We start from the raw sequence: 25833 nt of genomic DNA, 5'->3' as shown, positions 1-25833 counted from the left end.
AGCGATCTGCCCCGGCCCTCCCCGTCTTTACTGGTTCAGCACAGCCTTGTCCGGGTTCGGCGGGAAGGCCGGATCGGTCTTTTGGCCGCGCAGCAGCTGTTCGGCATAGATCAGCTGCAGGTCGTCCTTCGGCTCCGGCGGCACATAGGCGGCCGAGCCCGAGCCGGTCGAGCTCTCGTCGGCCCCCTTGATGTGGCCCTTGAGGTCCGATTCGCCGCGGGTCAGATCCCTGCCCTGCAGGTCCGGCGGCAGCGGCTGCTCGACCTTGATGTCGGGCGTGATGCCCTTGCCCTGGATCGACTTGCCCGACGGCGTGTAATAGAGCGCGGTGGTGAGCCTGAGCGCGCCATTCTCGCCGAGCGGGATGATGGTCTGCACCGAACCCTTGCCGAAGGACTGCGTGCCGACGACGGTGGCGCGGCGCAGATCCTGCAGCGCGCCGGCGACGATCTCGGACGCGCTTGCCGAGCCGCCATTGACCAGCACGATCAGCGGCTTGCCGCCGATGTCGTCGTTCTGCTTCGGCTTGGCGTCGAAGCGGGTAACGTCCTTCGGATCGCGGCCGCGGGTCGAGACGATCTCGCCGCGCTTCAGGAAGGCGTCCGACACGCTCACCGCCTGGTCGAGCAGGCCGCCCGGATTGAGGCGCAGGTCGAGTACATAGCCCTTCAGCTTGTCGTTGGGCACCTGCTTCTTGATGTTCTCGATGGCGTTCTCGAGATCGTCATAGGTCTTCTCGGTGAAGGAGGTGATCTTCATGTAGCCGATGTCGTTCTCAACCCGGTATTTCACCGCCTTGACCTTGATGATGTCGCGCACGACCGTCAACTCGATCGGCTTGTCGGCGCCCTGGCGCAGGATGGTGAGCTTGATCGGCGTGTTGACCGGGCCGCGCATCTTCTCGACCGCGTCATTGAGGGTGAGGCCGCGCACCTCCTCGCCGTCGATCTTGGCGATATAGTCGCCGGCAAGCACGCCCGCCTTTGCGGCCGGCGTGTCGTCGATCGGCGTGATCACCTTGACCAGGTCGTTCTCCATCGTGACCTCGATGCCGAGGCCGCCGAACTCGCCCTTGGTCTGCACACGCATATCCTGCGCCTGCTCGGCATTCATGTAGGACGAGTGCGGGTCGAGCGAAGCCAGCATGCCGTTGATGGCGTTCTCGACCAGCGACTTGTCGTCCGGGGGCGTCACATATTGCGCGCGCACGCGCTCGAAGATGTCGCCGAAGATCGCCAGCTGCTTGTAGGTCTCGGAACCCGCAGCATTCGCCGCCGAGCCAGGTGCGCCGTAGACCAGGCTCATTGCCGATGCGCCCATCAGCGCGCCGGCAAACAGAAGCGACAATTTCCGCATCATTTCACGTCCTTCCAGAAAATCGGTCCGCCCACCAGGGGTTCGGATCGACGGGTTTTCCATCCTTGCGGAACTCAACATAGAGTTCCGGCGTCGCATTTCCATTCTGCGAGGCCGAGGTGCTTGCCACCCGGGCCTCTCCCATCGCGCCGATCGGCTCTCCTGCGAGCACCGACTGTCCGGTCGCGACGCTGATTCTGCTCATCCCCGCCAGGACGACATGATACCCGTCGCCCGCATTGAGGATCAAGAGTTGACCATAGGAGCGAAACGGCCCCGCATAAAGAACGTTTCCATCCGCCGGCGCGGTGACGATGGCCCCCGATTGTGTCGCAACCATGTCTCCCTGCATCATTGCGCCATTGCCGTCGTCGGTGCCGAAGCGCCGTTTGATCTTGCCGATGACCGGCAGCGCGATCTGGCCCTGGAGCGCCGCGAACGGGGCGGAAGCGGTTAAACGATTGCCCTCCGGCACCGGCGGCGCGGCGGGTTCCGCCGTCGATGCGGTCGTGTCGGCGTCCGCCGATTTCCGATCGGCCGCCTTGGCCTGGTCGGCCGCCTTGCGCGCCTTGTCGGCCTCGAGCGAGGCGATGAGGTCCTTGAGGCTGCTGGCCTTGTCCGCCAGCTGCTGCGAGCGCTGCCGCTCTGCTGCCAGGGCCGCTTCGGTATCGGCCTGCAGCTTCTGCTTGGCCTCGAGCAGCATGGTCAGTCGTTTCTTTTCCGCCGTCTGCTCGGTGACGGCAGCGGTAAGCCGCCCGCGTTCGGCCTCGATAGAGGCCGTCACCCGGGTCTGTTCCTTGAGATCGGCGAGCAGCCTGTCGGTCTGCTGGCGCAATTCCGGCACCACGGCGCCGAGCAGGATGGCGCTGCGCACCGACGACAACGCGTCCTCCGGCTTGACCAGGATCGCCGGTGGCGGATTGAGCCCCATGCGCTGCAGCGCGCCGAGCACCTCGGCGAGCACGTCGCGCCGCGCCACCAGCGAAGCGTGCAGCTTCTCTTGCTCGGCCTTCAGTCCTTCCAGTTTGGCGCCGATGTCCTCGATGTCCTGGCCGAGCTTCTGCTCGGTCATCGCCGACTGGATCAGCGCCGCACTGATCGAGGCATGGTCTTTCTTGACCGTCGCGACGTCGGCGGCAAGCTTGGCCAGCCGCTCGGAGGACAAGGAGATTTCCTTGGAGACCTGCTCGTATTCGACCCGGCTCTTGTCGGGGTCCGGCGGGACATCGAGCGAATTTTCCGCGGCCATAGCCGGCCCGAGCGCGATCAGCGCGGCGACAAGTGTCAAGCCGCAGCGGCTGCGCCAGGCGCGCGTTCTCGAATTCCAGCCTTCAGACATCAGGCCTCGACTCTATCCGCCGCTTCGTTAACGAACCATCAACCATGTTGGAGCACCCGCAACAACCGTGATGTCGGTTCATTGAGGCGGAAATCGGTGCAAGCGGACGTGATCCCCAGCTTTCGGGGTCACAGCGCGAACGATGACTCACGAGCGGTGATAGGGATGCCCGGCAAGGATGGTGGCGATGCGATAGAGCTGTTCGCCGAGCATGACGCGCACCAGCTGATGCGGCCAGGTCAGCGCTCCGAACGACAACACCAGATCGGCCTCTTCGCGCAAGGATTTGTGATGGCCGTCCGCGCCGCCGATCGCGATGACCAGCGCCTTGCGGCCGCTGTCGCGCAACTGGCCGATGCGGGCCGCCAGGTCCTCCGAGGACAGCGCCTTGCCGCGTTCGTCGAGCAGGAACAGCACGTTGCCTTGCTGCAGCTGACCCTGCAGCTTCTGGCCCTCCTCGCGGCGACGTTCGTCGGCGCTCTGGCCGCGGCTCTCGGATGTCTCGACAATGCCGGCAAATTCCAGCCCGACCGCGGGCCCGCTCTTGGCGAAGCGCTCGAAATAGCGGTCGGCGAGCTCTCTCTCGGGGCCGGTCTTCATCCGGCCCACGGCATGAACGGTGATCTTCATCCTCGCCTCGGCGAGCTCTCGATCGGCGCCGGACCGGAACGGTCACGGCCCGCGATACGGCTCAGTGCAAGGTCTCTTCCTCGAGATCCGGCGCCTGCCACATCTTTTCGAGATTGTAGAATTCGCGGACTTCGGGACGGAAGACATGGACGATGATGTCGCCGGAATCGATCAGGACCCAGTCGGCGCTGGCCAGCCCTTCGACACGCGCCATGCCGAGACCGGCATCCTTGAGCGCCTTGAGGAGATGGTCGGCGACAGCCGAGACATGGCGGTGCGATCGGCCCGATGCGACGACCATATAGTCGCCGAGGCTCGATTTACCCTGGATGTCGATTGAGACGATGTTTTCGGCCTTGGAGTCTTCCAGACTGGCAAGGACTGTCTTGATGGCGAGGGAGGCAGCATCGCTTCCGCTGATCCCGGCCGGCGAAGGCACGATATCGGCCTTCTTCCGCAGTGCTGTTCTCAGTGTGTTTCCTTTCCCAGTAAGAACAACCAAATCACCCGGCAAATCAGGTGACCCTGCTTAGATAGGCAGAGTTCCATTGCAGTTTCAAGACGGGCGCGCTCTCAGGGCGGCCTCGGCAGGCCGGACAGGCCCTCGGAAGGCTGAAAAGAGCGGAACCCCTGCGCGCCGCATGGGTTATCGGCACACCGGACAAAGGGGATTCCCAACCATGCCAATCGACCCGCAGAGCGCCCTCATCACGATTCAAGCCGGGCTTGCGCAGCTCAGCTCGCTGATAGTCTCCTATTCCTTCTCGGCAATCGGTGCTGTGATCCTTTTGGTTGTCGGCTACCTCGTTGCCGGCCTTGCCGAGCGATCGATCTATGCCGGGCTCGGTCATATTCACGGCTTTGACGAGACGCTGCGCCACTTCTTCTCCCAGGTCGTCCGCTACGGCATCCTGATCCTGGTCGTTATCATGGTGCTCGGCCAGTTTGGCGTGCAGACGGCTTCGATCATCGCCGCGATCGGCGCTGCCGGTCTGGCGATCGGCCTTGCACTGCAAGGTACGCTGCAGAACATCGCCGCCGGCATCATGCTGCTTGCGCTGAGGCCCTTCCGCATCGGCGAATATGTGGAGGTCGGTGCGATCGCCGGCACAATCGAGGAGATCGGCCTGTTCGCGACCAAGCTGCGCACTGTCGAAGGCATCTACATCCTGGCGCCCAACCAAACGCTGTGGAACCAGCCGGTGCGGAATTTCACCCGCAACGGCGTCAGACGCACCGATATCAGCTTGAGCATCGGTTCATGGAACGACATCGACCGCGGGCAGAAGACGCTGCTTGCCATCGCCAATGCCGAGAAGCGCATCCGGCGCGAGCCGGCGCCGATCGCCTTCATCGCAGGGCTTGGCGAGAGCACGGTTTCACTGACCCTGCGCTACTGGACTTCAGCGGCCGACTATTTCGCCACCCAGATCGACTTGACCAAACGCGCCAAGCTGGCCTTCGACAACGAGGGCATTTCGATCCCCCTGCCGCCGCCCGAGATACCGTCCCAGGAAGTCCGCAAGCAATAATCTCGTCAGTCCTTGGCCGGCTTTGCCGGCTCCTCCGGCGCGAAGGCGAGCTCCACCGGCAGGGGCGTCTGCGCCGACATCGGCGCGAAGCTGCCGGTTGCGGCAGCAGGCATTGGTCGCGCCGCAAACACCCGCCACAGCACGAACAGGCAGAACGCGGAAGCGATGGCGATGCCGACATAGATGAAGGTCCCGGTGCCGAAGACGGCGGAAAGCGCCGTCACGATGCCGGGTACGATGAAGCCGGACAGCGACCAGGCAAAGAGCAGCGAACTCGACAGCGCCAGCAGCTCTTCCTTCCTGGCGCGATCGGCGGCGTGGGCGCTGGACAGCGAATAGATCGATTCCGATGCACCGTCCCAGATCAGGTAGATCGCCACCAGGGCCATCAGCGCGCCGCCGTCGAAGGCGATGGCGAGCAGGCTCGCCGCCACCGCCAGCGCCGCCGTGCCCGCCAGCACATAGCGGCGGTCGGTACGGTCCGAGAGCCAGCCGAGCGGTATCTGCAGGATCAGCGTGCCGACCGGCATCGCCGACAAGAGCAGCGCCACCTCTGCCTGGCTGTAACCCTTGGCGGTGGCGTGGATCGGCGCAAAACCGGAAATGATCATCGACAGGCCGCCCACCGCCAGCATGCCGACGACGCCGACTGGCGAGATCCTCCACGCTTGGCCGAGCGCCACCGAAGCGGCCTGCGGCGCGGGCGGCTGGGCAAGCCGCGTCATGCCCACCGGCAGGATGGACAGCGCGGTGAAGGCGATGCCGATCAGCGGCGCCGCCGCCGTCTGGATGTCGATCGCGGCGAGCGTCGCATAACCGACGCCCAATCCGGCGATATAGGCGACGTAGAACACCGCCATCACCCGGCCGCGTATGGCGTTCGGCAGGGCGTCGTTGAGCCAGCTCTGCGCGACGATGAAAAGGCCGCATATGGCGAAGCCGTAGAGCGCCCGCGCCGCGATCCACAGCAGCGGCATCGGTCCGGCGCCGATCGCCACGTTGGAGAGCGCGATCAGCGCCGAAAGCACCATGAACGCGCGGGCATGGCCGACCCGGCGCACCAAGGGTCCGGTCAGGATGCAGCCGGCGAGCCCGCCGGCCGAAAGGCCGGTGACGATCAGTCCGGCCCAGGTCGGATCGAAACCATCGGCGCCGAGCCGCACCGGAATGAAGGCGAACATCAGGCCGTTGCCGATCGCGATCAGCGCCATCGACACGATGACGCTGGCAATGGCAATCAGCGGCGCCGATTGTCCGGGATCGGTTTGAGTTTGCTTCAGCATGCCCTCGCAGCTTGGCTGATCGGAATGCGATAGGCCGCCGTAAAAGCGACATCGCTCGGCCCCTTGTGAAAGAAGGGTGGCCTCAGCCCTTCGCCGCCTTGCGGATCGCGGTGGAGGAAAGCGACGAGCGCGGGCCGTGGATGAAGGTCCAGGCCGGCGCTCGCATGCGGGCGAGCAGCGGCGCGTCGCCTTCGTCGACGCGGGCATAGTCGAAGGTCTTGGCGACGACCGAGGACAGAAAGGAGAGCGTGGCGCCCGGTCGGTCGATGACCGCGATCGGGAAGGTCAGCACGATCTCGCGCCAGCGCTGCCAGCGATGGAAGTCGCGTAAGGAATCCGCGCCCATGATCCAGACGAAGTCGACGCCTGGATTGCGCGCCTTGACCAGCGCCAGCGTGTCCGCGGTATAGCGGACATGCTGCGCCGCCTCGAAGGCAGTGACCTTGATCTTCGGATTCCTGGCGATCTTTTCGGACAGCACGATGCGCTCGGCGAGCGGCGCCAGCTCGCGCGCGCTTTTCAGCGGATTGCCGGGCGTCACGATCCACCAGAGCTGGTCGAGGGCCAGCCTTCTCAGCGCAATCTCGGCGACCAGCGCGTGGCCCGCATGCGGCGGGTTGAACGAGCCGCCGAACAGGCCGACGGCCAGCCCTTTGCCGGCATGCGGCATGTGGAGATAGGGCGCGGGGACGGGCTGCTCGGGCTGGGAAAGCATGACGCTAGGCACCCCCCTCTGCCCTGCCGGGCATCCTCCCCGCAAGGGGGGAGATTGGCAGCTCCTTCGCAGTCGCAAATCTTGCAGTGTTGGCGACTGGCGAAACCGGGAAAATCAGCTGATCTCCCCCCTTGCGGGGAGGATGCCCGGCAGGCGGGAGGGGGGAGCCTAGGCGCAAGCTTCAGCCTCTTGGGGCAAGCGACATCAAGGCCTCACCTGCCCCGACCCGCGCACGCGGTACTTGAACGAGGTCAGTTGCTCGACGCCGACCGGTCCGCGCGCATGCATCTTGCCGGTGGCGATGCCGATCTCGGCGCCCATGCCGAACTCGCCGCCGTCGGCGAACTGTGTCGAGGCATTGTGCAACAAAATCGCCGAGTCGATCTCGCTGAAGAATGTTTCGACCGTTTGCGCATCCTCGGCGACGATCGCCTCGGTGTGATGCGAGGAGAAGGTCCCGATATGCTCGATCGCGCCGGCCACGCCGTCGACCAGCTTCACCGCGATGATCGCGTCGAGATATTCCGTCACCCAGTCGGCGTCGGTCGCCGGGCTGGCGTCGGCAAAGGCTTTCATCACCTCGACCTCTGCATGGACCTCACAGCCGGCGGCGCGCAGGGCCTCCAGGATCGGCACCAGATGCGTGGACGCGACCGCACGGTCGACGAGCAGCGTCTCGGCGGCGCCGCACACGCCGGTGCGCCGCATCTTGGCGTTGACGGCGATCTGGACCGCCATGTCGAGCTTCGCCGAACGATCGACATAGAGATGGCAGATGCCTTCGAGATGGGCAAAGACCGGCACGCGCGCCTCGGTCTGCACGCGCCCGACCAGGCTCTTGCCGCCGCGGGGGATGATGACGTCGAGATTGCCGGCTAGGCCCTTGAGCATCTCGCCGACCGCGGCGCGGTCGGTGGTCGGCACCAATTGGATGGCGTCTTGCGGCAGGCCGGCTGCCTTCAGCCCTTCGACCATGCAGGCATGGATAGCCGACGACGAATTGATCGAATCCGAGCCGCCGCGCAGGATCACGGGATTGCCGGCTTTCAGGCAGAGCGCGCCGGCATCGGCCGTCACGTTCGGGCGGCTTTCATAGATGACGCCGATGACGCCGAGCGGCGTGCGCACGCGCTCGATATGGAGGCCGTTCGGCCGGTCCCATTCGGCAATCACCTCGCCGACCGGATCCTTGAGCGCCGCGATCTCGCGAATGCCGTCGGCCATCCCCTTGATACGTGAGGGGTTGAGTTTCAGCCGGTCCATGAAGGAACCGGACAGCCCGGCTTCCTCGCCATTCGACATATCGATGGCGTTAGCCTCTAGGATCGCCTGCTCGTTGCGCAGAATGGCGGCGGCCATGGCGGCTAAGGCGTCGTTCTTGACCTTGGTCGATGCGACGGCCAACGGTCGGGCAGCAGCGCGCGCCTTGCCGCCTATCTGTGCCATCAAACTGGCTACATCTTGGCCTTGGTGTTTGTCCAACATTTGACCGCTCCGGTGAAGCTGGTGGATTTACACGCGGCTGGGCCTCGCGGCAATGGCTGCAAAGTTGGGGGAGGCAGCATGAAGGGCGCCATAATCCTCGTTGTTCTGGGCGCGATGTTCGTGCCGACCGGGCTGCGCGCGGCCGATTACTGCGACGACAAGATCGAACCCGGCGAAAGCCCCGATGGCAAGGCTATGACCATGATGAGTTCCATGTTCTCCATCGGACTCGCCGAGCGCTATTGCGGCGCACCACCGATGCCGCTTTCCCAAATCTTTGTCGTTGTTGAGGAGGCCCACGGGTGCGGTCCGCGCGCACGACTCGAGGCGAAATTCAAGAAAACGCTGGACGAAGGCGGGTCGAAGATAACGACAACCGCCGAACTCGTCCGCGAGATGCTATCAGAAGGCGGGAGCGATCTCCCTCAGGCCGAAGTAGATCGACAAGCCAAGGCTGCCATTGAAACCGAGATGGGCGGTTGCAGTGAGCTTGTGAAAATGCAGCGAGAATTTCAGGAGAGATACCGCAATCCACCCCAATGGCCACCGAAGCCCGAGAAGTAGCGACCATAAATCAATGGACCGCGTCTCAGTTGGCGGCGCCGCTTACCACAAGGTCGTCGCGGTGGATCATCGCCGAACGCGCCTCGTAGCCGAGCACGTTTTCGATCTCGGCCGTCTTCAAACCCGCGATCCTTACGGCATCGGCGGCATCATAGGCAACCAGCCCGCGCGCGATCTCGCGGCCCTCGGGCGACAGGATCGCGACCGTGTCGCCGCGCGAGAAATTGCCGCTGACGAGCTTGACGCCGGCCGGCAGCAGCGACTTGCCCGATTTCAGCGCGCCGACAGCGCCGGCATCGACGGTGAGCCTCCCGGCCGGCTCCAACTGTCCCGCGATCCAGGTCTTGTAGCCCTTCACCGGGTTGGCGCTGGGTTTGAAGAAGGTGGCGCGCTCGCCGCGCTCGATCGCCATCAGCGGCGACAGGCGCGTGCCGGCGGTGATGATCATCGCGGTGCCGGCGGCGTTGGCGATCTTGCCGGCGTCGAGTTTCGTCCGCATGCCGCCGCGCGAGAGTTCCGAAGCGGCGGCGCCCGCCATCGCCTCGATATCCGGCGTGATGCGCTCGACCACCGGAATGAACTTGGCTTGCGGGTCCTTGGCCGGCGGCGCCGTATAGAGCCCGTCGATGTCGGAAAGCAGCACCAGAAGATCGGCGCCCATCATCGTCGCCACCCGCGCCGCCAGCCGGTCGTTGTCGCCATAACGGATTTCGGAGGTCGCGACCGTGTCGTTCTCGTTGATGACCGGCACCGCCTTCATCTTGAGCAAGGTCGAGATCGTGGCGCGGGCGTTAAGGTAGCGGCGGCGCTCCTCGGTATCGCCGAGGGTCAACAGAATCTGCCCGGATTTGAGCCCGTCCCTGCCCAGCGCATCCGACCAGGCGCCCGCAAGTGCGATCTGGCCGACGGCCGCCGCCGCCTGGCTTTCCTCGAGCTTCAGCGCGCGTTTGCCGAGCCCGAGAATGGTGCGGCCGAGCGCGATGGCGCCCGAGGAGACGACGAGCACCTCCGCGCCGGCATTGGCGAGCACCGCGATGTCTGCGGCTAAAGAGGTCAGCCAATCGCGCTTCAGGCCGGTTGCGCGGTCGACGAGCAGCGCCGAGCCGATCTTCACGGTTATGCGCCGGTATGATTTCAGCGATTTCATGGGTTTTGCCGCCAGCGCGTATCGACTGGAGCGGGAACGGCATCGCGTGCCTCGGCGACCACCGCCATCAGCGCGCGCTGCACAGCCTCGACGCCTTCGCCGGTGACGGCTGACAACAGCATCGGCGCGCGGCCGGCGGCGCGTTTCAGAGAGGCAGCCTTCTTCTTGCGGGCGTCCGCGTCGAGGATGTCGACCTGGCTGAGGGCGATGATCTCAGGCTTGTCGGCCAGCCCATGGCCATAGGCTTCGAGCTCGGCGCGCACGGTCTTGTAGGCCTTGCCGGGATTTTCCTCCTGCGCCGAGACGAGATGGAGCAGGACGCGCGTGCGCTCGACATGGCCGAGGAAGCGGTCGCCGATGCCGACGCCCTCATGCGCGCCCTCGATCAGGCCGGGGATGTCGGCCAGCACGAATTCGCGACCGTCGATGCGGGCGACGCCGAGGCCGGGATAGAGCGTGGTGAAGGGATAGTCGGCGATCTTCGGCTTGGCGGCGGTGACGGCCGCAAGGAAGGTCGACTTGCCGGCGTTGGGCAGGCCGACAAGGCCGGCATCGGCGATCAGCTTGAGCCGCAGCCAGATGCTCAACTCCTCGCCCGGCTGGCCGGGATTGGCGCGGCGCGGCGCCTGGTTGGTCGAGGTCTTGAAATGCTGGTTGCCGAAGCCGCCATTGCCGCCCTTGGCGAGCAGAAAGCGTTGGCCGACCTCGGTCAAATCGCAGATCAGCGTCTCATTGTCCTCGGCGAATACCTGGGTGCCGGCCGGCACTTTCAGCGTCGCGTCGGCGCCCTTGGCGCCCGTCATGTTGCGGCCCATGCCGTGCATGCCGGTCTTGGCCTTGAAATGCTGCTGGTAGCGGTAGTCGATCAGTGTGTTCAAGCCATCGACGGCTTCGACCCAGACATCGCCGCCGCGGCCACCGTCGCCGCCGTCCGGACCGCCGAACTCGATGAATTTCTCGCGGCGGAACGACATCGATCCGGCACCACCGTCGCCGGACCGGATGTAAACTCGGGCTTGGTCGAGGAATTTCATCGGATTTTCAGGTTTCTGCTATTGCGCTTGCGGGATTGCTCTAAACCAAGGTGGAGCCAAGGGCGAGGCCCGTTTGCAACTAAAGCGCCGGATGCACTTTAGCCAGGGGCGCGGTAGCACTGTTCGCGGGCGAGACCGGGAGGCGCGAATGAAGCTTGTCACCTACAACATCCAGTATGGCATCGGCCTCGACGGCAAATACGATGTCGGCCGCATCGCCGACGCGGTGCGCGGCGCCGATGTCATCGCCCTGCAGGAAGTCACCCGCAACAACCCGCGCAACGGCGACCGCGACATGGTGGCCGAGATCGGCGAGGCGCTGCCGGACTATTTTGTCGCCTATGCCAGCAATTTCGAGGTCAATATCGGCTCGCGCCTGGATGCCGGCCGCGCCGTCACCCGCACCTTCCAGCTCGGCAATATGGTGCTGTCGAAGACGCCCATTCATCTGTCGCGTAATCTCCTTCTGCCGCGCAGCCGCAGCCTGGAGCGGATGAACTTCCAGCGCGGCGCGCTGGAGGCGCTAATCGAGACGCCGCTCGGCTTCATCCGCTTCTACTCCACCCATCTCGACCACCGCAGCCCCGTCGAGCGTCAGAGCCAAATCCGTTTCCTGCGCCAGCGCCTGCTCAACTACGCGCTGGAAGGCGGCGGCCTTTCCGGCATTCCCGAAATCGGCCTGCCGGACCTGCCCTATCCGGAAGCCTTCATCGTCATGGGCGACTTCAACATGCTGCCCGGATCGCCCGAATATGTCGAACTCGCCGGACGTCCGGACCATGAATTCGGCATGCCGCTCACCGCCGATCTCGCCGTCGATGTCGCCCAGCGCCTGGAGGTTTCCGGCCTCTTCACCTGGATCGACCCCAATCGACCCAATGATGCGGGCCGCCACAAATGCATCGACTACGTCTTCACCAGCGCTTCGCTCGCCGGCTCGCTGAAGCGCCTGTGGGCCGACCCGCAGGCGCGCGGATCGGACCACCTGCCGGTCTGGGTCGAATTGGGTTGAGTCGTCTTTGAGCGCCGACGCCTATGCGTGTTGCTATTCAGGTCAGGCTGAGCCGAAAATCACGGCTTCCGAGAACCGGAGCGGAGCGTACTGAAAGTACGCGAGCACCGGAAGCGCAGGAAACCGTCATTTGCGGGCCGGCCTCACCTGAATTTCAACATGCCTAGAAGTGCACCCAGTTGCGCAGGCTCGTCCAGGTCTTGCGGTCCAGCCGGTAGCGCTCGACCGGCACCTGGCCGGCGACGATCGAGTTCAGCATGCCCTGGCCGGCATACTGAAAGCCGCACTTGTGGATGACGCGGCGCGATGCCGGATTGATGACCCTGGTCGAGGCATGCAGCACCTGGATCGAGGTCTTCTGGAAGGCAAGGTCGACCAGCGCGTGCGCCGCCTCGGTCGCATAGCCGCGCTTCCAGTAAGGCTCGCCGATCCAGTAGCCCAGCTCCAGCCCGCGATCGGTGGTATTCAACCCCGCGCAGCCGACGAAAGTGCCGGTTCCGGCGAGCGTCAGCGCATAGGCGATGCCGGCGCGGCGCGACGAGGCCATGGCGAGGAAGGCGCGGGCCTCGGCTTCGCCGTAAGGATGCGGCATGCGGGCCAGCATTTCGGCGACGTGACGGTTGTCGGCCAGAGCGACGAGTTGCGCGAGATCGCTCTCGCGCGGAGCGCGCATGACCAGGCGCTCGGTGGCGAGCACCGGGCAATCGATCGCGTAACTTTCGTCTTCGGTGTCTTCCGCTTCGGCAACCATTTTAGTCCTCCAGGGCAAAGAAAAATGAAAAAGGAGAGATGGAAGCCCATCTCTCCTGATCCTTTTCCTGGCCTGGCCAGACACCGGTTCCCGAGATGGGCGCCGGTGTTATGGTGCGGAACCGGCTACTCCGCTGCTTTGGTGATCGGGTTTACCGAGACGTAGGTTCGGCCGTTGGCTTTTTTGTTGAAGGTGACTGCGCCGGCTTCGAGCGCAAAAAGGGTGTGGTCCGTGCCCATGCCAACGTTGGTGCCCGGATGCCATTGCGTGCCGCGCTGACGAATGATGATGTTGCCGGCGACGACGGCTTCGCCACCGAACTTTTTCACGCCGAGACGCTTGGAGTGCGAATCGCGACCGTTGCGCGACGAACCGCCAGCTTTCTTGTGTGCCATCTAACTAACTCCGATGCGCCCTGAGGCGCTTGAATGGTCTTATGAACGCGTTCGCGTTCCGTTTCAAGTGCGTACCGGCGACGATTATCGCCGACCGTCCTTACTTCTTTTTCGCCAGCTCCTTGGCCTGCTCGCGCCAATCCTTGATCTGGTCGGCGCTGAACGGCATGTGCTCGTCGATCTTGGCGACATCCTTCTCGGTCAGCTTGGCCAGCTGCGCAAAGGTGACGATGCCCTGCTCGGCGAGATCCTTCGCCGCGACGGGACCGATGCCCTTGATCACGGTCAAATCGTCCGGCTCGCCCTTCGGTGCCTTGAACAGCGGCGCGGCCTTGGCCTCTTCGCTGGCGGGAGCTTCCTTGGGGGCGGCCTCTGCCTTGGCTTCCTTCTTGGCCTTGGCCTCCTTCGGAGCGGCTTCGGCCTTCGCCTCGGCGGCGACGTCTGCCTTGGCTTCGGGCGCCTTGGCCTCAGCCTTGGCGGTGGCCTTCTTCGACGGCTTGGCGCCGCCCAGCAGGATCTCGGAGATCCGGACGGTGGTCAGAAGCTGGCGGTGGCCGATCTTGCGGCGCGAATTCTGGCGGCGGCGCTTCTTGAAAGCGATGACGGTGCGGTTCTTGCCCTGCTCGACGACTTCCGCCGTGACCAGAGCGCCATCGACGAACGGCGCGCCGAAGGTGACATTCTCACCCTCGCCATGCGCGAGAACAGTGCCGATCTCGACGATCTCGCCGACCTTGGCTTCGACTTTCTCGATCTTGAGCAGATCGTTGGCGGCGACGCGATACTGCTTGCCGCCCGTTTTGATGACTGCGAACATTTTTTGCCTTTCGCTGTTCGGTCGGCCTCGATGAACCGCTTCAGGCGGTTCGGCCGTCTTTTTGTCAGTCTGCGGGTTCAAAAAACAAGCGGCGCGGAGAAGCCCCACGCCGGATGCGGGCTGTCCCTAACCGAAGGTCGCAAGGAAGTCAAGGCAAGCGGCCCCTGCTCCTGGAGCATGCCGCGGGGCGCGCGCCGGTCCGTCGCCTCGCCGACGCTTTTTTCAACAAGCGGGAAATCGGTCGACCAGGGCCTTGTAACTGCGGCGGTCAGCCGTTATCTAGTGCGCCGCGCCGGCAAACGGCCGACCATGACCTCGCGGAGAGGTGGCAGAGTGGTCGAATGCACCGCACTCGAAATGCGGCATACTCGCAAGGGTATCGGGGGTTCGAATCCCTCCCTCTCCGCCACGACCTCCAACAACTATCTGAAACTCAGAACGGCGGCATTGCGGCCCTTAGCGACTTCTGCCCCGGTTAAACTGAACACGATGCGGAAGGGCACTAAGGCCGCGCGGGCTCTCCCGATGCAGCCTGGACGCGTAGACCGACCCCTCCCCCGGGCCTGCCCCGCCGGGCAGCTCGGGAGGCTTTCCGGGTCGGCTACAAAAGGCGTCGTTTTTCGAATCTTTGACGAAATGGACAAACGGATTCGGTTGACCGTTTTTCAGGGCCGATGGGCGACAAGCACTCAACTTGCAACGGCCGAAACCCCTTTAGGCTGCTCCGTAGCTTTGCGCCCCTGGGGCCGATCCCAAGTCCTGAGCCGCGAAATCTTGTAGACTGCGGCTGGCGGCACGTTCTGCAATGTCCGGCCTATGCGCGTGGCACGCAATTCCAATCCCTCCAGAATGGGACGCGGCACGGGACAGCGTGGACCATAGGTAAACTGATAGAAAGCGCTTCCGGGCCGCAGCAGTGAAAAGGCGCCACCCAGGATCGCGATGACCTTGTGGTCAGGCATGCTCAGAAGCGGTAGGCCGCTGATGACGGCTCCGGCTGCCCCTCTTTGAAGCGAGATGTCTCCGATGGCAGCCGCGTCCATCTGCAATACCCGCACCCGAGGAAAACGGGACTGGAGATGCTGTGCGAACTCCGCCCCGTACTCAACCAAGGTCAAGTCTTCTGGCCGCACGCCGCGCTCCAGCAGCCGCGAGGTGAAAACACCGGTGCCGGGTCCAAGTTCGACTACCAGCCCGGTCTCCGCGGTTATATCCTGCGTCATGATCCTCGCAAGCGCCTTGCCAGAAGGCGCGACTGCTGCCACGCGGAGCGGAGCGCTCAGCCAGGTTCTGAAGAACATCCAAAAATCGTGGCGCATCTTGCACACCTTTGGAAGCCGGAGCTTCGCTCACGTCGATGAATCCCTAGGCGGGTGTTAGCACTGGCGAAAAGGATGCTGATTAGCGCCAGGCGCCATTCGACTCGTGACTCGCGCCAATCCAAGCAAGTCGACAGATCACAGATGGGACAAATGCCTCCGGCCGTAGACCGCCAATCATCTCAGGCTAGTGCAAGCTGGTGCCACCAGGTCCCGACGCTCGACCCATATTCAGTTCGCGCCACCTATTGGGGGTAGTGCCTTCCCAGTCGCGGAAGGCACGATAGAATGAACTCGTGTCCTGGTAGCCGAGCAGGCAAGCGACCTCGTTGATGTCGGCAGAGGCATCGGCCAGAAGCTGGCGGCCCAGCTCGTGTCTTGCTTCCACCAGGAGTTCACGAAAGGTGGTGCCTTCCTCGGTGATACGGCGTTGCAGCGTTCGTTCGCTGAGGCCGAGATCGGTTGCAATGCCGGACAGTTCCGGCCGGCCGCTGGCCAGGTTCCTTTTCAGGACCATCTTCACCTGCTCGCGGATCGAACTGAGCGCCTGGAGTTCACCCAGGGCGGATGCAAGCGCCGGCGTGAGAATTTCCAAAAGCTCTGGATTGTGTCCCGGAAACGGACGGTTCAGATCGCTGCTTTTCAAGATCAGCACGTCACGCGGCGCGCCGTAGCGGATGGGACAGGAAAAGTAAGAGCTGAGAACGTCGCTGTTGGGATCGGCACGGGTGAGTTCGACCAGGACAGGCGCCAGGTTCTGCCCGGTTCCGCGCCGGCCCAGTTCGAGCAGAAACGCGAACGTAATGTCGACGGCAATGGCCGGCTCCGGCTCCGTCGCATAGAACCACTCGCTCGTGATCGCCACCTCGCCCCTTGTTTCGGAGATATGCAGCTGTTCGGGCGTGCAGAGTCTCTTGAACCTGGCGATCCTCGACAATCCGTCGCGGTAATCCCGCGCGTGGAATGCGGCCAAAGTAGACGGCGGATGGACGGCGGTATCGGCACTCTTGACCAACCTGATGCCGACCCCGGGGTCGGAGGTGAGTTCTTCCAGGGCCTTGAAAATCGCGAAGTACTGGTGCGTCGTCACCAGACTTTGTGGGTTCAAGTGCAGCGTCGCCGGCAGCCGCGCCTGCCTCAGCACGGCAGCGGCCGGAAGCCCGAGGCCTTCGATCGCCCGCCACAACGCCTGCGGGACCTTGCATTTGTCAGCAGGAGCTGCGCCCATGACCTGTTCTCCTGTACTCCACATCGTCGACGGGCCGCCGCCAAGCGGCCCATCCCGGTCTTGTTTATCGCATTTGGCTCATGATGATCCGGTCGAACATGCGGTCGCCGAACCATTTGCGGATAGCGATCATAGGCTTGGCGTATTTGCCGGCAGCGTAACGGGTCTTAGGCTTGCGCGCCCGGACGGCCTCCGAAACCACATCGGCAATAACGCCCGGGTTGGTGCCGCGGCCGTGGCCATAGGTGTCCCGCGTTGTCTTGGCGACCGCTTGGGAAACCTTGGCATAGGCGCTGCTTGCCGACCGCTTGACCAGGCCATCGGCGACGACATCGCCAAAGCCCGTCTCGATCAGGCCCGGCTCGACGACGACGACCTTGATGCCGAAGGGGGCTAGCTCGAGCCTCAGGCTGTCCGACCAGCCCTCAAGCGCATGTTTGGTGGCATGGTACCACGCGCCGAGAAGCGTATAGATCTTGCCGCCCATCGAGGTGATGTTGACGATGGTTCCAGCGCCCTTCTTGCGCATGGCCGGCAGCAGGAGCTGGGTCAGCCGGGCGGGACCGAAAACATTGACCTCGAACTGGTAGCGAGCCTCATCGATCGTCACGTCTTCCACCGGCCCGTAAAGACCAAAACCGGCGTTGTTGACGAGAACGTCGACACCGCCGGACTGGGCGAGTATCGTTTCCACGGCGGCCTCGATGTCGGCATTCACTGAAATGTCCATGCGCACCGGAATGGCGCCAAGCTTGGCAAGATCGGCCATTTTGTCGACGGTGCGGGCGGCGACATAGACCTTGAAGCCGTCCTTGATCAGACGCCGGGCGATTTCCTTGCCCATGCCAGAGGATGCGCCAGTGACGAGCGCGGTTCTGTTTGCTTTCTTAGCCATTTGATTTGTGCCTTTCCTATTTGATGTTGAATTCTGGGGCAAAAGGGGTCGGCACGCATTGGCGATCGCTGCCACGGTACTTGCAATTTCCGCCAACCTCTGGGCGGCAGCCGCCGTGGCTCACGAGGGTGCGGCGACGGGCAGCGACAACCCAAGCTCCGACAAGTGCGGGAGTTGGGCGGCCCGGCATTTTGCGGGGCCAGCCAACTCCCATCCACTGCCGTCAGACGCGATGGAAGGTGCGCGTCTGGCCGAGGGCCGGAAGGCCGATGTAGCCCCTGAGGTTCATCTTGCCGTTCTTGATCCGCACCTCGCAGTTGTAGGTGCGCCCCGAAGAGCCGTCATAGAGGGAGCCGCCCGTCCAGGCACCGTCATCCCAATGGAGGCCGGTGATGAAGACGGCATTCTTCATCGAGCGCGAACGCAGCGCCGGATTCGGGTTCTTGGTGTCGTTCTTGAAGGTCACGCCGTCGGCCTCGACCAGCTGGTTGCCATAGAGGAGACGGGCTTGGAATTCGGAGCCGGTCTTGAACGTCTCGAGCTTCACGCTGCCGTCGTCCGCCTGCCAGGTGCCAATGATTGCATCAGACGACGCCTGCTGGGCGTGAGCCGCAGGCGCGGCGGGCAGAAGTGTGGCGCCTACAAAAATGGCCAAGGCGCCGCGGCGGGAGAAATTGTTCAGATCCATCTATTTTTCCTTTGTGTGGGATTGGCGGTGCCGGCAGCCGGCACGGATCGGACGACCCGTTTGTCGACCGTTCGCGAGATCCAGTTTTCTCATCTTTGCGAGACTGGATGAGAGTAAGCTAAACCGGCGTTGCGCCTCGATCAGTCGCGGGCGGCGCCATTTTACTGACGCCTGGCGCCATGTTCGGTGGAAGAACGCTTGCCGCTACCGTTCGCAGAGCCGGCGATCGCTCGTCGGCGCTGCGCGCTTGGCGAAGGAGCGCGACAGTCGCCCTCAGCAATATCCGAAATAGGCCATCAGCTCCTGGCCCTCACCTGCCTCGAAACGCGAGGCGAATTCCGCAGGCAGCTTCGATCGCCAGCCGCCCCTGTAGTCGGTGATCGGTTGGTTGACCTGCGTCGAACGGCGAGCCGAATGCGCCGTGCGAACTCTTCTTGCCCTTCCCCAGACGACCGGATGCCGGTGATAGTCCAGGATGGCAGCATCGAAAGCCACACCCATGAAGCGGCATAGCCGTTCGATGGAAAGCGCAGGCGACTCGATAAAGTCCTCGTAGCGCCACAGCATGGCTCCGCCCCTCTCGACGCAGAGCATCGAGGCCCTGCTGTCCGCGACCCACCTTTGGAAAGCTCTGTCGAAATCGCCCTCGTAGCGCTGCCCGAGCGATGTCACGACATCGCGGCCGTCGCGCGTCACCACAATGAAACGGGCGTCCGGGATCGTCTCGCGTATCTGACGGGTGTAATGAATATGCCCGGGGGTTTTCTCGACCCAGACGCTCCGGCGCGAAATCGCCGCCTCAAGCAAAAGCAAGCTTAGCTTGGTCCATCTGGCGCCTTTGTCCGAGACAAAAGCGCTTGTCTCCCGCGGGACACTGAAGACATCCGGATGCGCTGCCAATATCCGAGCGAGCAAGGTCGACCCGGTATGACCGCAACCACAGATGAATATTGAGGCCCTCGGCTTTGGAATAAGCCGTACCACACCCTTGTTCACAATTCTTGTTCCCCCGGAAAGACTTTATTCGAACTGTTTGCCTCGAAGATTGCAACAGGAATGTTTCCACAGGAACGGCGTGGAACCACGATCGGCGCCGTTCACATTTCAGCGTGCGGCGTATCGGGTGTATCGATGAAGCGCACGCGCTTGCCGCCGCGGCCTGCCGGGACGTGCTCGGCCAAGGCCTCGACGGCAGCAGCGCGCGATGCTTCAGCTGGCGCTGAGCTTCTTCAGCTGGCGCACGCTGGTGCGCGAGGCCGGCTTGCAGCCCTTGGACGCTGTGAGAACCATGATCGGGGCCATCCAGGGCGCAACTTGAGAGCGGGCGTTGCGCGTCGGCTGCGGGCAATCATCGTTTGAATGCGTGATCCGGTTTGTAGGTTGGGCCGGACGAGCGTGATGCGCCGGCCGATGTGCCTCAACCTGATCCGCCGGATTGATGCGCTGCAATCGCGCTCAAGAAGACCTCGCCGAATTCCTTGAGCTTGGCTTCGCCGACGCCGTTCACCTCGGCGAAGGCAGCGAGGTCGCGCGGGCAGCGCTCGGCCATGTCGATCAGCGTGCGGTCGGAGAAAACGACATAGGCCGGGACCTGGCGTTCCTTCGCCAGGCGCAGCCGCAGCGCCTTGAGCGTGGCGAGCAGCGCGGCGTCCAGGTCTTCGGCGTCCGCCGCGGCCTGGGCCGAACGCGCCTTGTCGCGTAGGGAACGGTGCCGCGTCTCGACGCGATACTCGAAGGCGATCTCGCCGCGGCCGAGCGCGCGGCCGCTCTCGGAAATGGCAAGGCCGCCATAGCCGTCCGGGTCCGGCACCAGGTACCCGCCCGCCACAAGCTGGCGGATCAGCGACAGCCACGCGGGTCGCTTGTGCGCCGCGCCGGTGCCGAAGCTGGCAAGCCTTTGATGACCCCGGGCCAGCACTTTCTCGGTCTCGTGGCCGAGCAGGATGTCGACGATGTGCGAGGCCCCGAACCGCTCGCCGGTTTGCGCGACGGCCGAAAGAATGATGCGCGCCTCGACGCTGCCGTCTGCGCGCGGCGCCTGGCTGAGGCAGTTGTCGCAATTGCCGCAAGGCGAGGCGCCTTCGCCGAAATAGCCAAGCAGGACCTGGCGCCGGCATTGCGCCGTCTCACAATAGCCGATCAGCGTGTCCAGTCGGCCATGCGAGCGCCTCTTGTGCTCCGGCGAGGCATCCTCGTCGTCGATGAACAGGCGGCGCGTGCGGATGTCGCCGAGGCCGTAGAGCATATGCGCCTCGGCCGGCCGCCCGTCGCGGCCGGCACGGCCGATCTCCTGGTAATAGGCCTCGAGGCTCGCCGGCAGGTCGGTGTGGAAGACATAGGCAACGTCCGGCTTGTCGATGCCCATGCCGAAGGCGATGGTCGCCACCATGACCACGCCGGACAGCGTCATGAAAGCGTTTTGGTTCGCGTCCCGCGCCTCCTTGCTCATGCCGGCATGGTAAGCGAGCGCGGTGACGCCGTTCTTTTCGAGGAAGGCCGCCATCTCCTCTGTCTTCCTGCGCGACAGGCAATAGACGATGCCGCTCTGCCCCGCATGGCGTTCGACGAAACGCAGCAGCTGGCGCTTGCTGTCCTGCTTCGGCTCGATGGCAAGCTTGATGTTCGGCCGGTCGAAGCCCAGCACCAGCGTGTCGACACGGTCGGCAAACAGCCGCGCCGAAATGTCGGTGCGCGTCGTTTCGTCCGCGGTCGCGGTCAGCGCGATCATCGGCACTTTCGGAAAGAGGTCGCGCAGCCGCGCAAGGTCCTCATATTCGCGCCGAAAGGCTGGCCCCCATTGCGAGATGCAATGCGCCTCGTCGACGGCGATCAGCCGGATGTCGAGCCTGGCCAGCGCGTCGAGCATCCGCTCGGTCATCAGCCGCTCCGGCGCCAGATAGAGCAGACGCGTCTGGCCCGATGCGACGCGGCGCCACGCCGCGACATTGGCATCGCGATCCAGCGAGGAGTTGATCGTATCGGCGGCGACGCCGGCGAGCCGCAGCGCCGCGACCTGGTCCTGCATCAGCGCCACCAACGGCGAGACGACGATGGTGAGCCCGCCAAGGACCAGCGCCGGAACCTGGTAGCAGAGCGACTTGCCGGCGCCGGTCGGCATGACCGCCAGCACGTGGCGGCCGCACAGCAGCGCCTCTATCACGTCGGCCTGACCGGGCCGAAAATCGTCGAAGCCGAACACGTCCTTCAGCACGCGCCGCTTCGGATCGCGTCCCTCCGCCGCAATGCCCGCCACCGATGCCCGCCCCGCCATCGCGTTTTGCATTGAGAGTGATTCCCGGTTTCGGCTGAGGTCACGTTCTTAAGGCGCGGATCGCCCGAACGCCATCGCCACCCGTGCTGTCCGCCGTTTTTGCCTGCCGGCGCCGCCGTCTCTGCCGGAGGTGTCGGCTCCTTCCTGCGCCGCAACCCGGCGATACTGAGATGGCAGGGCAAGGCGGTCGGCAGTGTCCACTGAGCCGAGGTTAGCAAAGGCAGGGCGCGTTAGACTTCAAGCCGGCTCCATAGATCCGCAATCGATTTTCGCAGCCCGGCAGCCCGGAGTTCCCCCGGTCGGATTTCGGCCAGCGCGATGCCGCTCTCGCCCGCAATGGCATAGAGCAGCCAGGTCCGGCCATCCTCCTCGAAAATGGCCGGATCGCGCAGCCCGTTCTCCTTGCTTCTTGCCACGCCCGCCTTGCTGCGGCGAACCGGCAGGCCGGCGCCCTCGTAGTCGGTGCCGGGTCTCAGGAATTCGGTCCTGCCGCGCACGACCCAGCGCAGCCACTCCTTGGAAAGGTCGATGCTGCCGTAAATCACGCGCTCCGGCGCGTCGCCCTTGCGCGTATAATAGACAATCAGCAAATCCCCGTTCTTCTGCACTGCCACATGCCGTGGCCGGACCCGGCCCGAGCCCGGCAGCACGACCGGCCCTTCCTCGAAACCGGAAAGACCATCGATCGAACGGCGAAGCCTGATGCTGCCGGTGCCGAAAAGCCCATACCACCAGCCGTCGTGCCGAAATATCCGCGCATAGAACGGCCCTAGCGCCTGGGGACTGGGGTTGAAGTAAAGGCCGTCGACCGATGTCGCCGCAAAGGTCGTCTGCTCGCGGCCATGTCGCTCAGGGCCGTGAAAATACATGACGATGCGTCGGGTCTGCTCGTCGACATGCACGTCGGGAGAGGCGATGTGATCCCTCAGAAAAGGACACTCGCCAAGCGAAAGCACGCCGCCCGGGTGAACCCGCCAAGGGCCTTGCAGCGTATCTGAATAGGCTAGACGGATGTAGGTGCCGTTGTGATGCGCGAAATAGAGGTGATACGTTCCGAGCCGGCCGGTCGCCCAGGCCGGCATCCTCACCAGCGATGGGCCGTTTATGCTGGCTCCCTCATCGCCCGGCAGCATATCGGGCGTAATCAAAGGTCCGCGCCGTTCGGCTGAAAGACCGAGCATCGACGTCATGCGTTTGCCCACTCCGGCATGTCATAGCCGAACTCGTCACAGAACCCTCTCAGCCGGGCGAGGAAGGCGGGGGGCAGGGCTTTGAGATAGGCAAGGTATTCCTCGTTCCGTTCCCACTTCTTGAGCGATGTTGCCCGTATCGGGTTACCGGCATCCTCGCTGAAGCGGATACGCGGCCTGAGGTCGAATGCTCGCGCGATCCTCTCCTGGACCTCGTCCGGCCGAGCGATCATGTCCTCGTAACGGACATAGACGATCGCGCGCTCCGGCTGCGCCTTTCTCAGCCGCAGCAAGGCCTCGTACTCGGCCAGCCAGCGTTCGGAGGTGACATGGTATCGGCGCTCCGCCCTGCTTTCCGGATGCGAGCTGGTGAGCACGTCGAAAGGATGGCGAACGCAATAGATCAGGCCAATGGCGGCGGGCAATTTCGCCAGATGCATATGACCCCGATCCGTGCGCTTGACGACAAGGTTGGTTTCGGAGCGGTCCAACATATCCAGCTGGGTGTATTTCGCTTCGGCTCGATGGACGAAGGTGTCCTCGAAACACCCCATCAGGCGCTGGGTCAGCGTCGTTCCGCTGCGCGCGCAGCCGGCAATGAATATCTTCTTGTAAGGCGCCGAGCGTCCAGCAAACCAAAGCCGCCACAGCCGCTTCACATCCAGCGCCAAGCGCCGAACCTCTCTGATCGGCCGCCTGATGGCCTTGCGCAAAAAGGCTTCTGATTTTCGTGCGACGTCCATTTCCGACTTCCGCTCCCGCCGGCTTAGTTCATCCGTTGCCAAAGCTGCGGCGCGCCGTCTCTTTGGCCGATATGCCGGCAGAGTGCCAGTCCTCTTCGTTAAACCTATCTTCACCATGTTGCGGCACCGTTGTCGTCCTGCGGCAATGTTTGAGTACCGCGGCGGCGCCACGAGCGCCCAGGCAATAAACTCGCGCCTCACGGCGCCGGCTTCGCGCCGGGTTTTTCTTTGGCAACAGGAATATCGCTATAGGAAGTCGGCCCGATAAGGCGCAAAACTGTCGACCAGCCGCCCCGCTTCCAGCGCCCTGACGCCGTGCACCAGGTTGGACGGCACGATGAAGCTGCTTCCCGCTGCCAGGATCTCTGACTTGTCGTCGATGGTGACTTCGAAGCGGCCTTCGGCGACATAGCTTGCCTGGACGTGCGGATGCGAATGCAGCGCGCCGAGGCCGCCCTTGTTGAAGGCGAATTCGACCATCATCAGTTCGGCCGTGTGCACCAGCACGCGCCGTCTGTTGCCGTCGGGCGTCGGCTCCCAGGCTTTTTCGCCGGCATGTGAAAAGAGAGGCGTCATCGCTTAGCTTCCGTTCGAAATTGGCAGAATGGTCACCGCGCCAGCCAGCCGCCGTCCACCGGCATCACCGCGCCATGCATGTAGTCCGACGCGGGCGCGAGCAGGAAAACGGCCGCGTCGCCGATGTCGCCCGGCCGGCCCCAGCGCCCCGCGGGAATGCGTCCGAGGATGGCGGCGCTGCGGTCGGGGTCGGCGCGCAAGGCTTCGGTGTTGTTGGTTTCGATATAGCCCGGCGCGATGCCGTTGACGTTTATGCCTTTCGCCGCCCATTCGCAGGCGAGCAGCCTCGTGAGGCCAAGCACACCATGTTTCGAAGCGGTGTAGGAGGCGACGCGGATGCCGCCCTGGAAGCTCAGCACCGAGCCTATGTTGACGATCTTGCCGCGCCGCCCGGGCTCGGCCAGCACGCGTCTGGCAAAACTCTGGCAAAGCCGGAAGACCGTCTTCAAATTGATGTCCATCACCTCGTCCCAGTCGGCTTCGGTCAGATCGACCGCGTCGGCGCGTCGTATGATGCCGGCATTGTTGACCAAGCCGTCGAGCGGTCCCTTCTCGTCCCATATCCGGTCGAGCATGACGGCAGCCGCGGCAGGATCGCCGAGATCGGCGGCCACGGTTTCGAACTGGCCACCAATGGCCGCGATCTTCTCCACGGTTTCATCCATCGCCGAGCGGCCGACGCCGATGACGGCGCCGCCGGCGCGCGCGACCGACACTGCAATGCCTTGGCCGATGCCGGTGTTGGCGCCGGTGACGAGGATGCGTTTTCCCGCAAGGCTGAAGGCGAAAAGATCGCTCACTTGAGCTGGTCCATCGTCAGCTGGTCGACGTCGGTATAATCGACATTGTCGCCAGCCATGGCCCAGATGAAAGCGCCGGTGTGTGTCTGGTCCATCTCTACCTTGCTCGAATGATTATCCGGTCGACGCAGCCGCCACGGACTTTGCGTAATAGGCCTGCCGCGCCTGCAGGCGCTCGCGGTAGCGCTGCTGGCTCGAGGTGAGATGTGCCCGCATCGCCTCGCGCGCGGCTTCGGCGTCGCCCGCCGAAATCGCGTTGAGGATCACCAGATGCTCCCGTTGCAGGCCACGCTGGTACTCGTCGGACTGGACGAGCTCGGCCGACCAGGGCGAGGTTACGTCGCAGGGAATGGCGCGGCGGCCGAGCACGTCGAGCATCTCGACATAGAACGGGTTATTGGTGGCGCTGGCGATTGCCCTATGGAAGGCGAGATCCGCCGGACCGGTCGGCTGGCTGGCGAGCAGAAGCCGCTCGAACTCGAAGAAAGCCTCCTGGATCGCCGCCTCTTGCGCCGCGTTGCGGCGGATGGCGGCAAGGCCGGCCGATTCGATCTCGATCGCCAGCCGCACCTCGAGCACGTTGAGCGCGATCGAATCCTTGGCGCCCATGTCGGCGGCCAAAACGCCGAGCGTGGTGGAGATGTGTTCTGTGACGAAGACGCCGGCGCCCTGCCGCGCCTCGACGAGGCCGTCGGCGGCAAGCTTTGCCAGCGCCTCGCGAATGACGGTGCGGCTGACGCCGAAGGTTTCCGTGAGTTGCCCTTCGGTCGGCAGCTTGTGCCCGGGCGGGATCTCGCCCGCCAACAGCTGCTTGCGGATCGCCGCGACCACCGTTTCCGACAGCTTCGGCTTCCGTTCGACCCTGAAATCCGTCGTGGGCCCGGCCACGTCGCACTCCCCTATCTGAACGCCCTATTCGAGGACGCCTACTTGAAGACACTTGGCAACCACAGCGAGATCGCGGGAATATACGTCACCAGCGCCAGAACCACGATACCCGCGCCGTAGAACGGCCAGTTCGAGCGTATCGCTTCCCAGACCGTGATCTTGCCGAACTTCATGC

At 64.1% G+C, this 25833-nt stretch carries 27 protein-coding genes and 1 tRNA gene; 4 read left to right on the top strand and 24 right to left on the bottom strand.

From position 1 onward, the window contains the following. Positions 1-27: 27 nt before the first annotated feature. The 4 genes from A9K71_RS23370 to rsfS form a co-directional block, all read right to left on the bottom strand. A complete protein-coding gene (locus A9K71_RS23370) occupies positions 28-1359 on the bottom strand; it encodes a S41 family peptidase (RefSeq protein WP_067001610.1) in 1332 nt (443 codons plus the stop codon). A 1-nt stretch (position 1360) separates the two neighbouring features. Continuing rightward, positions 1361-2695, bottom strand: a complete 1335-nt coding sequence (locus A9K71_RS23365) for a murein hydrolase activator EnvC (RefSeq protein ID WP_067001607.1) — start codon at positions 2693-2695, stop codon at positions 1361-1363. A gap of 147 nt (positions 2696-2842) precedes the next feature. Then, on the bottom strand, positions 2843-3325 hold the full coding sequence (gene rlmH, locus A9K71_RS23360) for a 23S rRNA (pseudouridine(1915)-N(3))-methyltransferase RlmH (protein WP_067001603.1): 483 nt from the start codon (positions 3323-3325) through the stop codon (positions 2843-2845). Between the two features lie 61 nt (positions 3326-3386). Beyond that, complete coding sequence (gene rsfS / locus A9K71_RS23355; RefSeq protein ID WP_059189846.1) at positions 3387-3764, bottom strand: ribosome silencing factor; 378 nt, start codon at positions 3762-3764, stop codon at positions 3387-3389. A gap of 241 nt (positions 3765-4005) precedes the next feature. On the opposite strand from rsfS, the gene A9K71_RS23350 reads away from it, so the two are divergent. Beyond that, the gene (locus tag A9K71_RS23350) at positions 4006-4857 is read left to right on the top strand and encodes a mechanosensitive ion channel domain-containing protein (protein ID WP_067001600.1); all 852 of its coding nucleotides are present in this window, start codon (positions 4006-4008) and stop codon (positions 4855-4857) included. Between the two features lie 5 nt (positions 4858-4862). On the opposite strand, the gene A9K71_RS23345 is transcribed toward A9K71_RS23350, so the two are convergent. The 3 genes from A9K71_RS23345 to A9K71_RS23335 form a co-directional block, all read right to left on the bottom strand. After that, on the bottom strand, positions 4863-6140 hold the full coding sequence (locus A9K71_RS23345; RefSeq protein WP_067001597.1) for an MFS transporter: 1278 nt from the start codon (positions 6138-6140) through the stop codon (positions 4863-4865). An 82-nt stretch (positions 6141-6222) separates the two neighbouring features. Further along, complete coding sequence (locus A9K71_RS23340) at positions 6223-6810, bottom strand: nicotinate-nucleotide adenylyltransferase (protein ID WP_067001594.1); 588 nt, start codon at positions 6808-6810, stop codon at positions 6223-6225. A gap of 249 nt (positions 6811-7059) precedes the next feature. Then, on the bottom strand, positions 7060-8340 hold the full coding sequence (locus A9K71_RS23335; RefSeq protein WP_067001591.1) for a glutamate-5-semialdehyde dehydrogenase: 1281 nt from the start codon (positions 8338-8340) through the stop codon (positions 7060-7062). Positions 8341-8418: 78 nt separating this feature from the next. Here A9K71_RS23335 and A9K71_RS23330 point away from each other — a divergent pair, with 78 nt between their 5' ends. After that, entirely contained in the window at positions 8419-8904 is a 486-nt protein-coding gene (locus A9K71_RS23330) for a hypothetical protein (RefSeq protein WP_067001588.1), read from the top strand. Between the two features lie 25 nt (positions 8905-8929). Here A9K71_RS23330 and proB read toward each other — a convergent pair whose 3' ends face one another. Together proB and obgE are read right to left on the bottom strand one after the other, a co-directional pair. Continuing rightward, entirely contained in the window at positions 8930-10051 is a 1122-nt protein-coding gene (gene proB, locus A9K71_RS23325) for a glutamate 5-kinase (protein ID WP_067001585.1), read from the bottom strand. After that, positions 10048-11085 (bottom strand): GTPase ObgE, encoded by a 1038-nt coding sequence (gene obgE, locus A9K71_RS23320; RefSeq protein ID WP_067001582.1) that lies wholly within the window; start codon positions 11083-11085, stop codon positions 10048-10050. The genes proB and obgE overlap by 4 nt, the downstream gene beginning before the upstream one ends. Positions 11086-11233: 148 nt before the next feature. On the opposite strand from obgE, the gene A9K71_RS23315 reads away from it, so the two are divergent. Then, positions 11234-12097, top strand: coding sequence for an endonuclease/exonuclease/phosphatase family protein (locus A9K71_RS23315; RefSeq protein WP_067001579.1), 864 nt, complete (start codon positions 11234-11236; stop codon positions 12095-12097). A 163-nt stretch (positions 12098-12260) separates the two neighbouring features. Here the strand turns inward: A9K71_RS23315 and A9K71_RS23310 are convergent, their stop codons facing one another. The 3 genes from A9K71_RS23310 to rplU form a co-directional block, all read right to left on the bottom strand. Continuing rightward, positions 12261-12848: a GNAT family protein gene (locus A9K71_RS23310; RefSeq protein ID WP_067001577.1), complete on the bottom strand. Its 588-nt coding sequence runs from the start codon at positions 12846-12848 to the stop codon at positions 12261-12263. A gap of 125 nt (positions 12849-12973) precedes the next feature. After that, on the bottom strand, positions 12974-13243 hold the full coding sequence (gene rpmA / locus A9K71_RS23305) for a 50S ribosomal protein L27 (protein WP_040991608.1): 270 nt from the start codon (positions 13241-13243) through the stop codon (positions 12974-12976). Positions 13244-13343: 100 nt separating this feature from the next. Then, the gene (gene rplU / locus A9K71_RS23300; RefSeq protein WP_067001574.1) at positions 13344-14060 is read right to left on the bottom strand and encodes a 50S ribosomal protein L21; all 717 of its coding nucleotides are present in this window, start codon (positions 14058-14060) and stop codon (positions 13344-13346) included. A 319-nt stretch (positions 14061-14379) separates the two neighbouring features. Here rplU and A9K71_RS23295 point away from each other — a divergent pair. Further along, positions 14380-14469 (top strand) — tRNA-Ser (locus A9K71_RS23295). A gap of 280 nt (positions 14470-14749) precedes the next feature. On the opposite strand, the gene A9K71_RS23290 is transcribed toward A9K71_RS23295, so the two are convergent. From A9K71_RS23290 to A9K71_RS32960, 12 genes are all read right to left on the bottom strand, one after another. Next, the gene (locus A9K71_RS23290; protein WP_067001571.1) at positions 14750-15379 is read right to left on the bottom strand and encodes a methyltransferase domain-containing protein; all 630 of its coding nucleotides are present in this window, start codon (positions 15377-15379) and stop codon (positions 14750-14752) included. 187 nt (positions 15380-15566) lie between these two features. Continuing rightward, a complete protein-coding gene (locus A9K71_RS23285) occupies positions 15567-16607 on the bottom strand; it encodes an AraC family transcriptional regulator (RefSeq protein WP_067001568.1) in 1041 nt (346 codons plus the stop codon). Between the two features lie 64 nt (positions 16608-16671). After that, positions 16672-17502, bottom strand: a complete 831-nt coding sequence (locus A9K71_RS23280) for an oxidoreductase (RefSeq protein ID WP_067001565.1) — start codon at positions 17500-17502, stop codon at positions 16672-16674. A gap of 223 nt (positions 17503-17725) precedes the next feature. Beyond that, positions 17726-18190: a DUF2147 domain-containing protein gene (locus tag A9K71_RS23275; protein WP_067001562.1), complete on the bottom strand. Its 465-nt coding sequence runs from the start codon at positions 18188-18190 to the stop codon at positions 17726-17728. Positions 18191-18463: 273 nt separating this feature from the next. Further along, positions 18464-19003: a sulfotransferase gene (locus tag A9K71_RS23270; RefSeq protein WP_348627013.1), complete on the bottom strand. Its 540-nt coding sequence runs from the start codon at positions 19001-19003 to the stop codon at positions 18464-18466. Positions 19004-19607: 604 nt separating this feature from the next. Next, positions 19608-21473, bottom strand: a complete 1866-nt coding sequence (recQ, locus tag A9K71_RS23265; protein WP_245299746.1) for a DNA helicase RecQ — start codon at positions 21471-21473, stop codon at positions 19608-19610. A 218-nt stretch (positions 21474-21691) separates the two neighbouring features. Next, on the bottom strand, positions 21692-22651 hold the full coding sequence (locus tag A9K71_RS23260) for a hypothetical protein (protein ID WP_067001554.1): 960 nt from the start codon (positions 22649-22651) through the stop codon (positions 21692-21694). Continuing rightward, positions 22648-23595, bottom strand: a complete 948-nt coding sequence (locus A9K71_RS23255) for a sulfotransferase (protein WP_245299744.1) — start codon at positions 23593-23595, stop codon at positions 22648-22650. Before A9K71_RS23255 ends, A9K71_RS23260 begins: the two co-directional genes overlap by 4 nt. 45 nt (positions 23596-23640) lie before the next feature. Further along, positions 23641-23970 carry a cupin domain-containing protein gene (locus A9K71_RS23250; protein WP_067001548.1) on the bottom strand — a complete coding sequence of 110 codons (330 nt, stop codon included), beginning with the start codon at positions 23968-23970 and terminating at the stop codon, positions 23641-23643. Between the two features lie 32 nt (positions 23971-24002). Further along, positions 24003-24770 (bottom strand): 2-dehydro-3-deoxy-D-gluconate 5-dehydrogenase KduD, encoded by a 768-nt coding sequence (gene kduD, locus A9K71_RS23245; protein WP_067001545.1) that lies wholly within the window; start codon positions 24768-24770, stop codon positions 24003-24005. Positions 24771-24884: 114 nt separating this feature from the next. Continuing rightward, positions 24885-25658 carry a FadR/GntR family transcriptional regulator gene (locus A9K71_RS23240; RefSeq protein WP_067001542.1) on the bottom strand — a complete coding sequence of 258 codons (774 nt, stop codon included), beginning with the start codon at positions 25656-25658 and terminating at the stop codon, positions 24885-24887. Between the two features lie 38 nt (positions 25659-25696). Further along, positions 25697-25831, bottom strand: a complete 135-nt coding sequence (locus A9K71_RS32960) for a hypothetical protein (protein WP_280940578.1) — start codon at positions 25829-25831, stop codon at positions 25697-25699. Positions 25832-25833 lie beyond the last annotated feature (2 nt).

The sequence above is a fragment of the Mesorhizobium sp. WSM3873 genome (genome assembly GCF_001672445.1).
Taxonomy (GTDB): domain Bacteria; phylum Pseudomonadota; class Alphaproteobacteria; order Rhizobiales; family Rhizobiaceae; genus Mesorhizobium.
The sequence above is the reverse complement of the archived record's forward strand: the minus strand, read 5'-3'. Positions and strand labels throughout refer to the sequence as shown.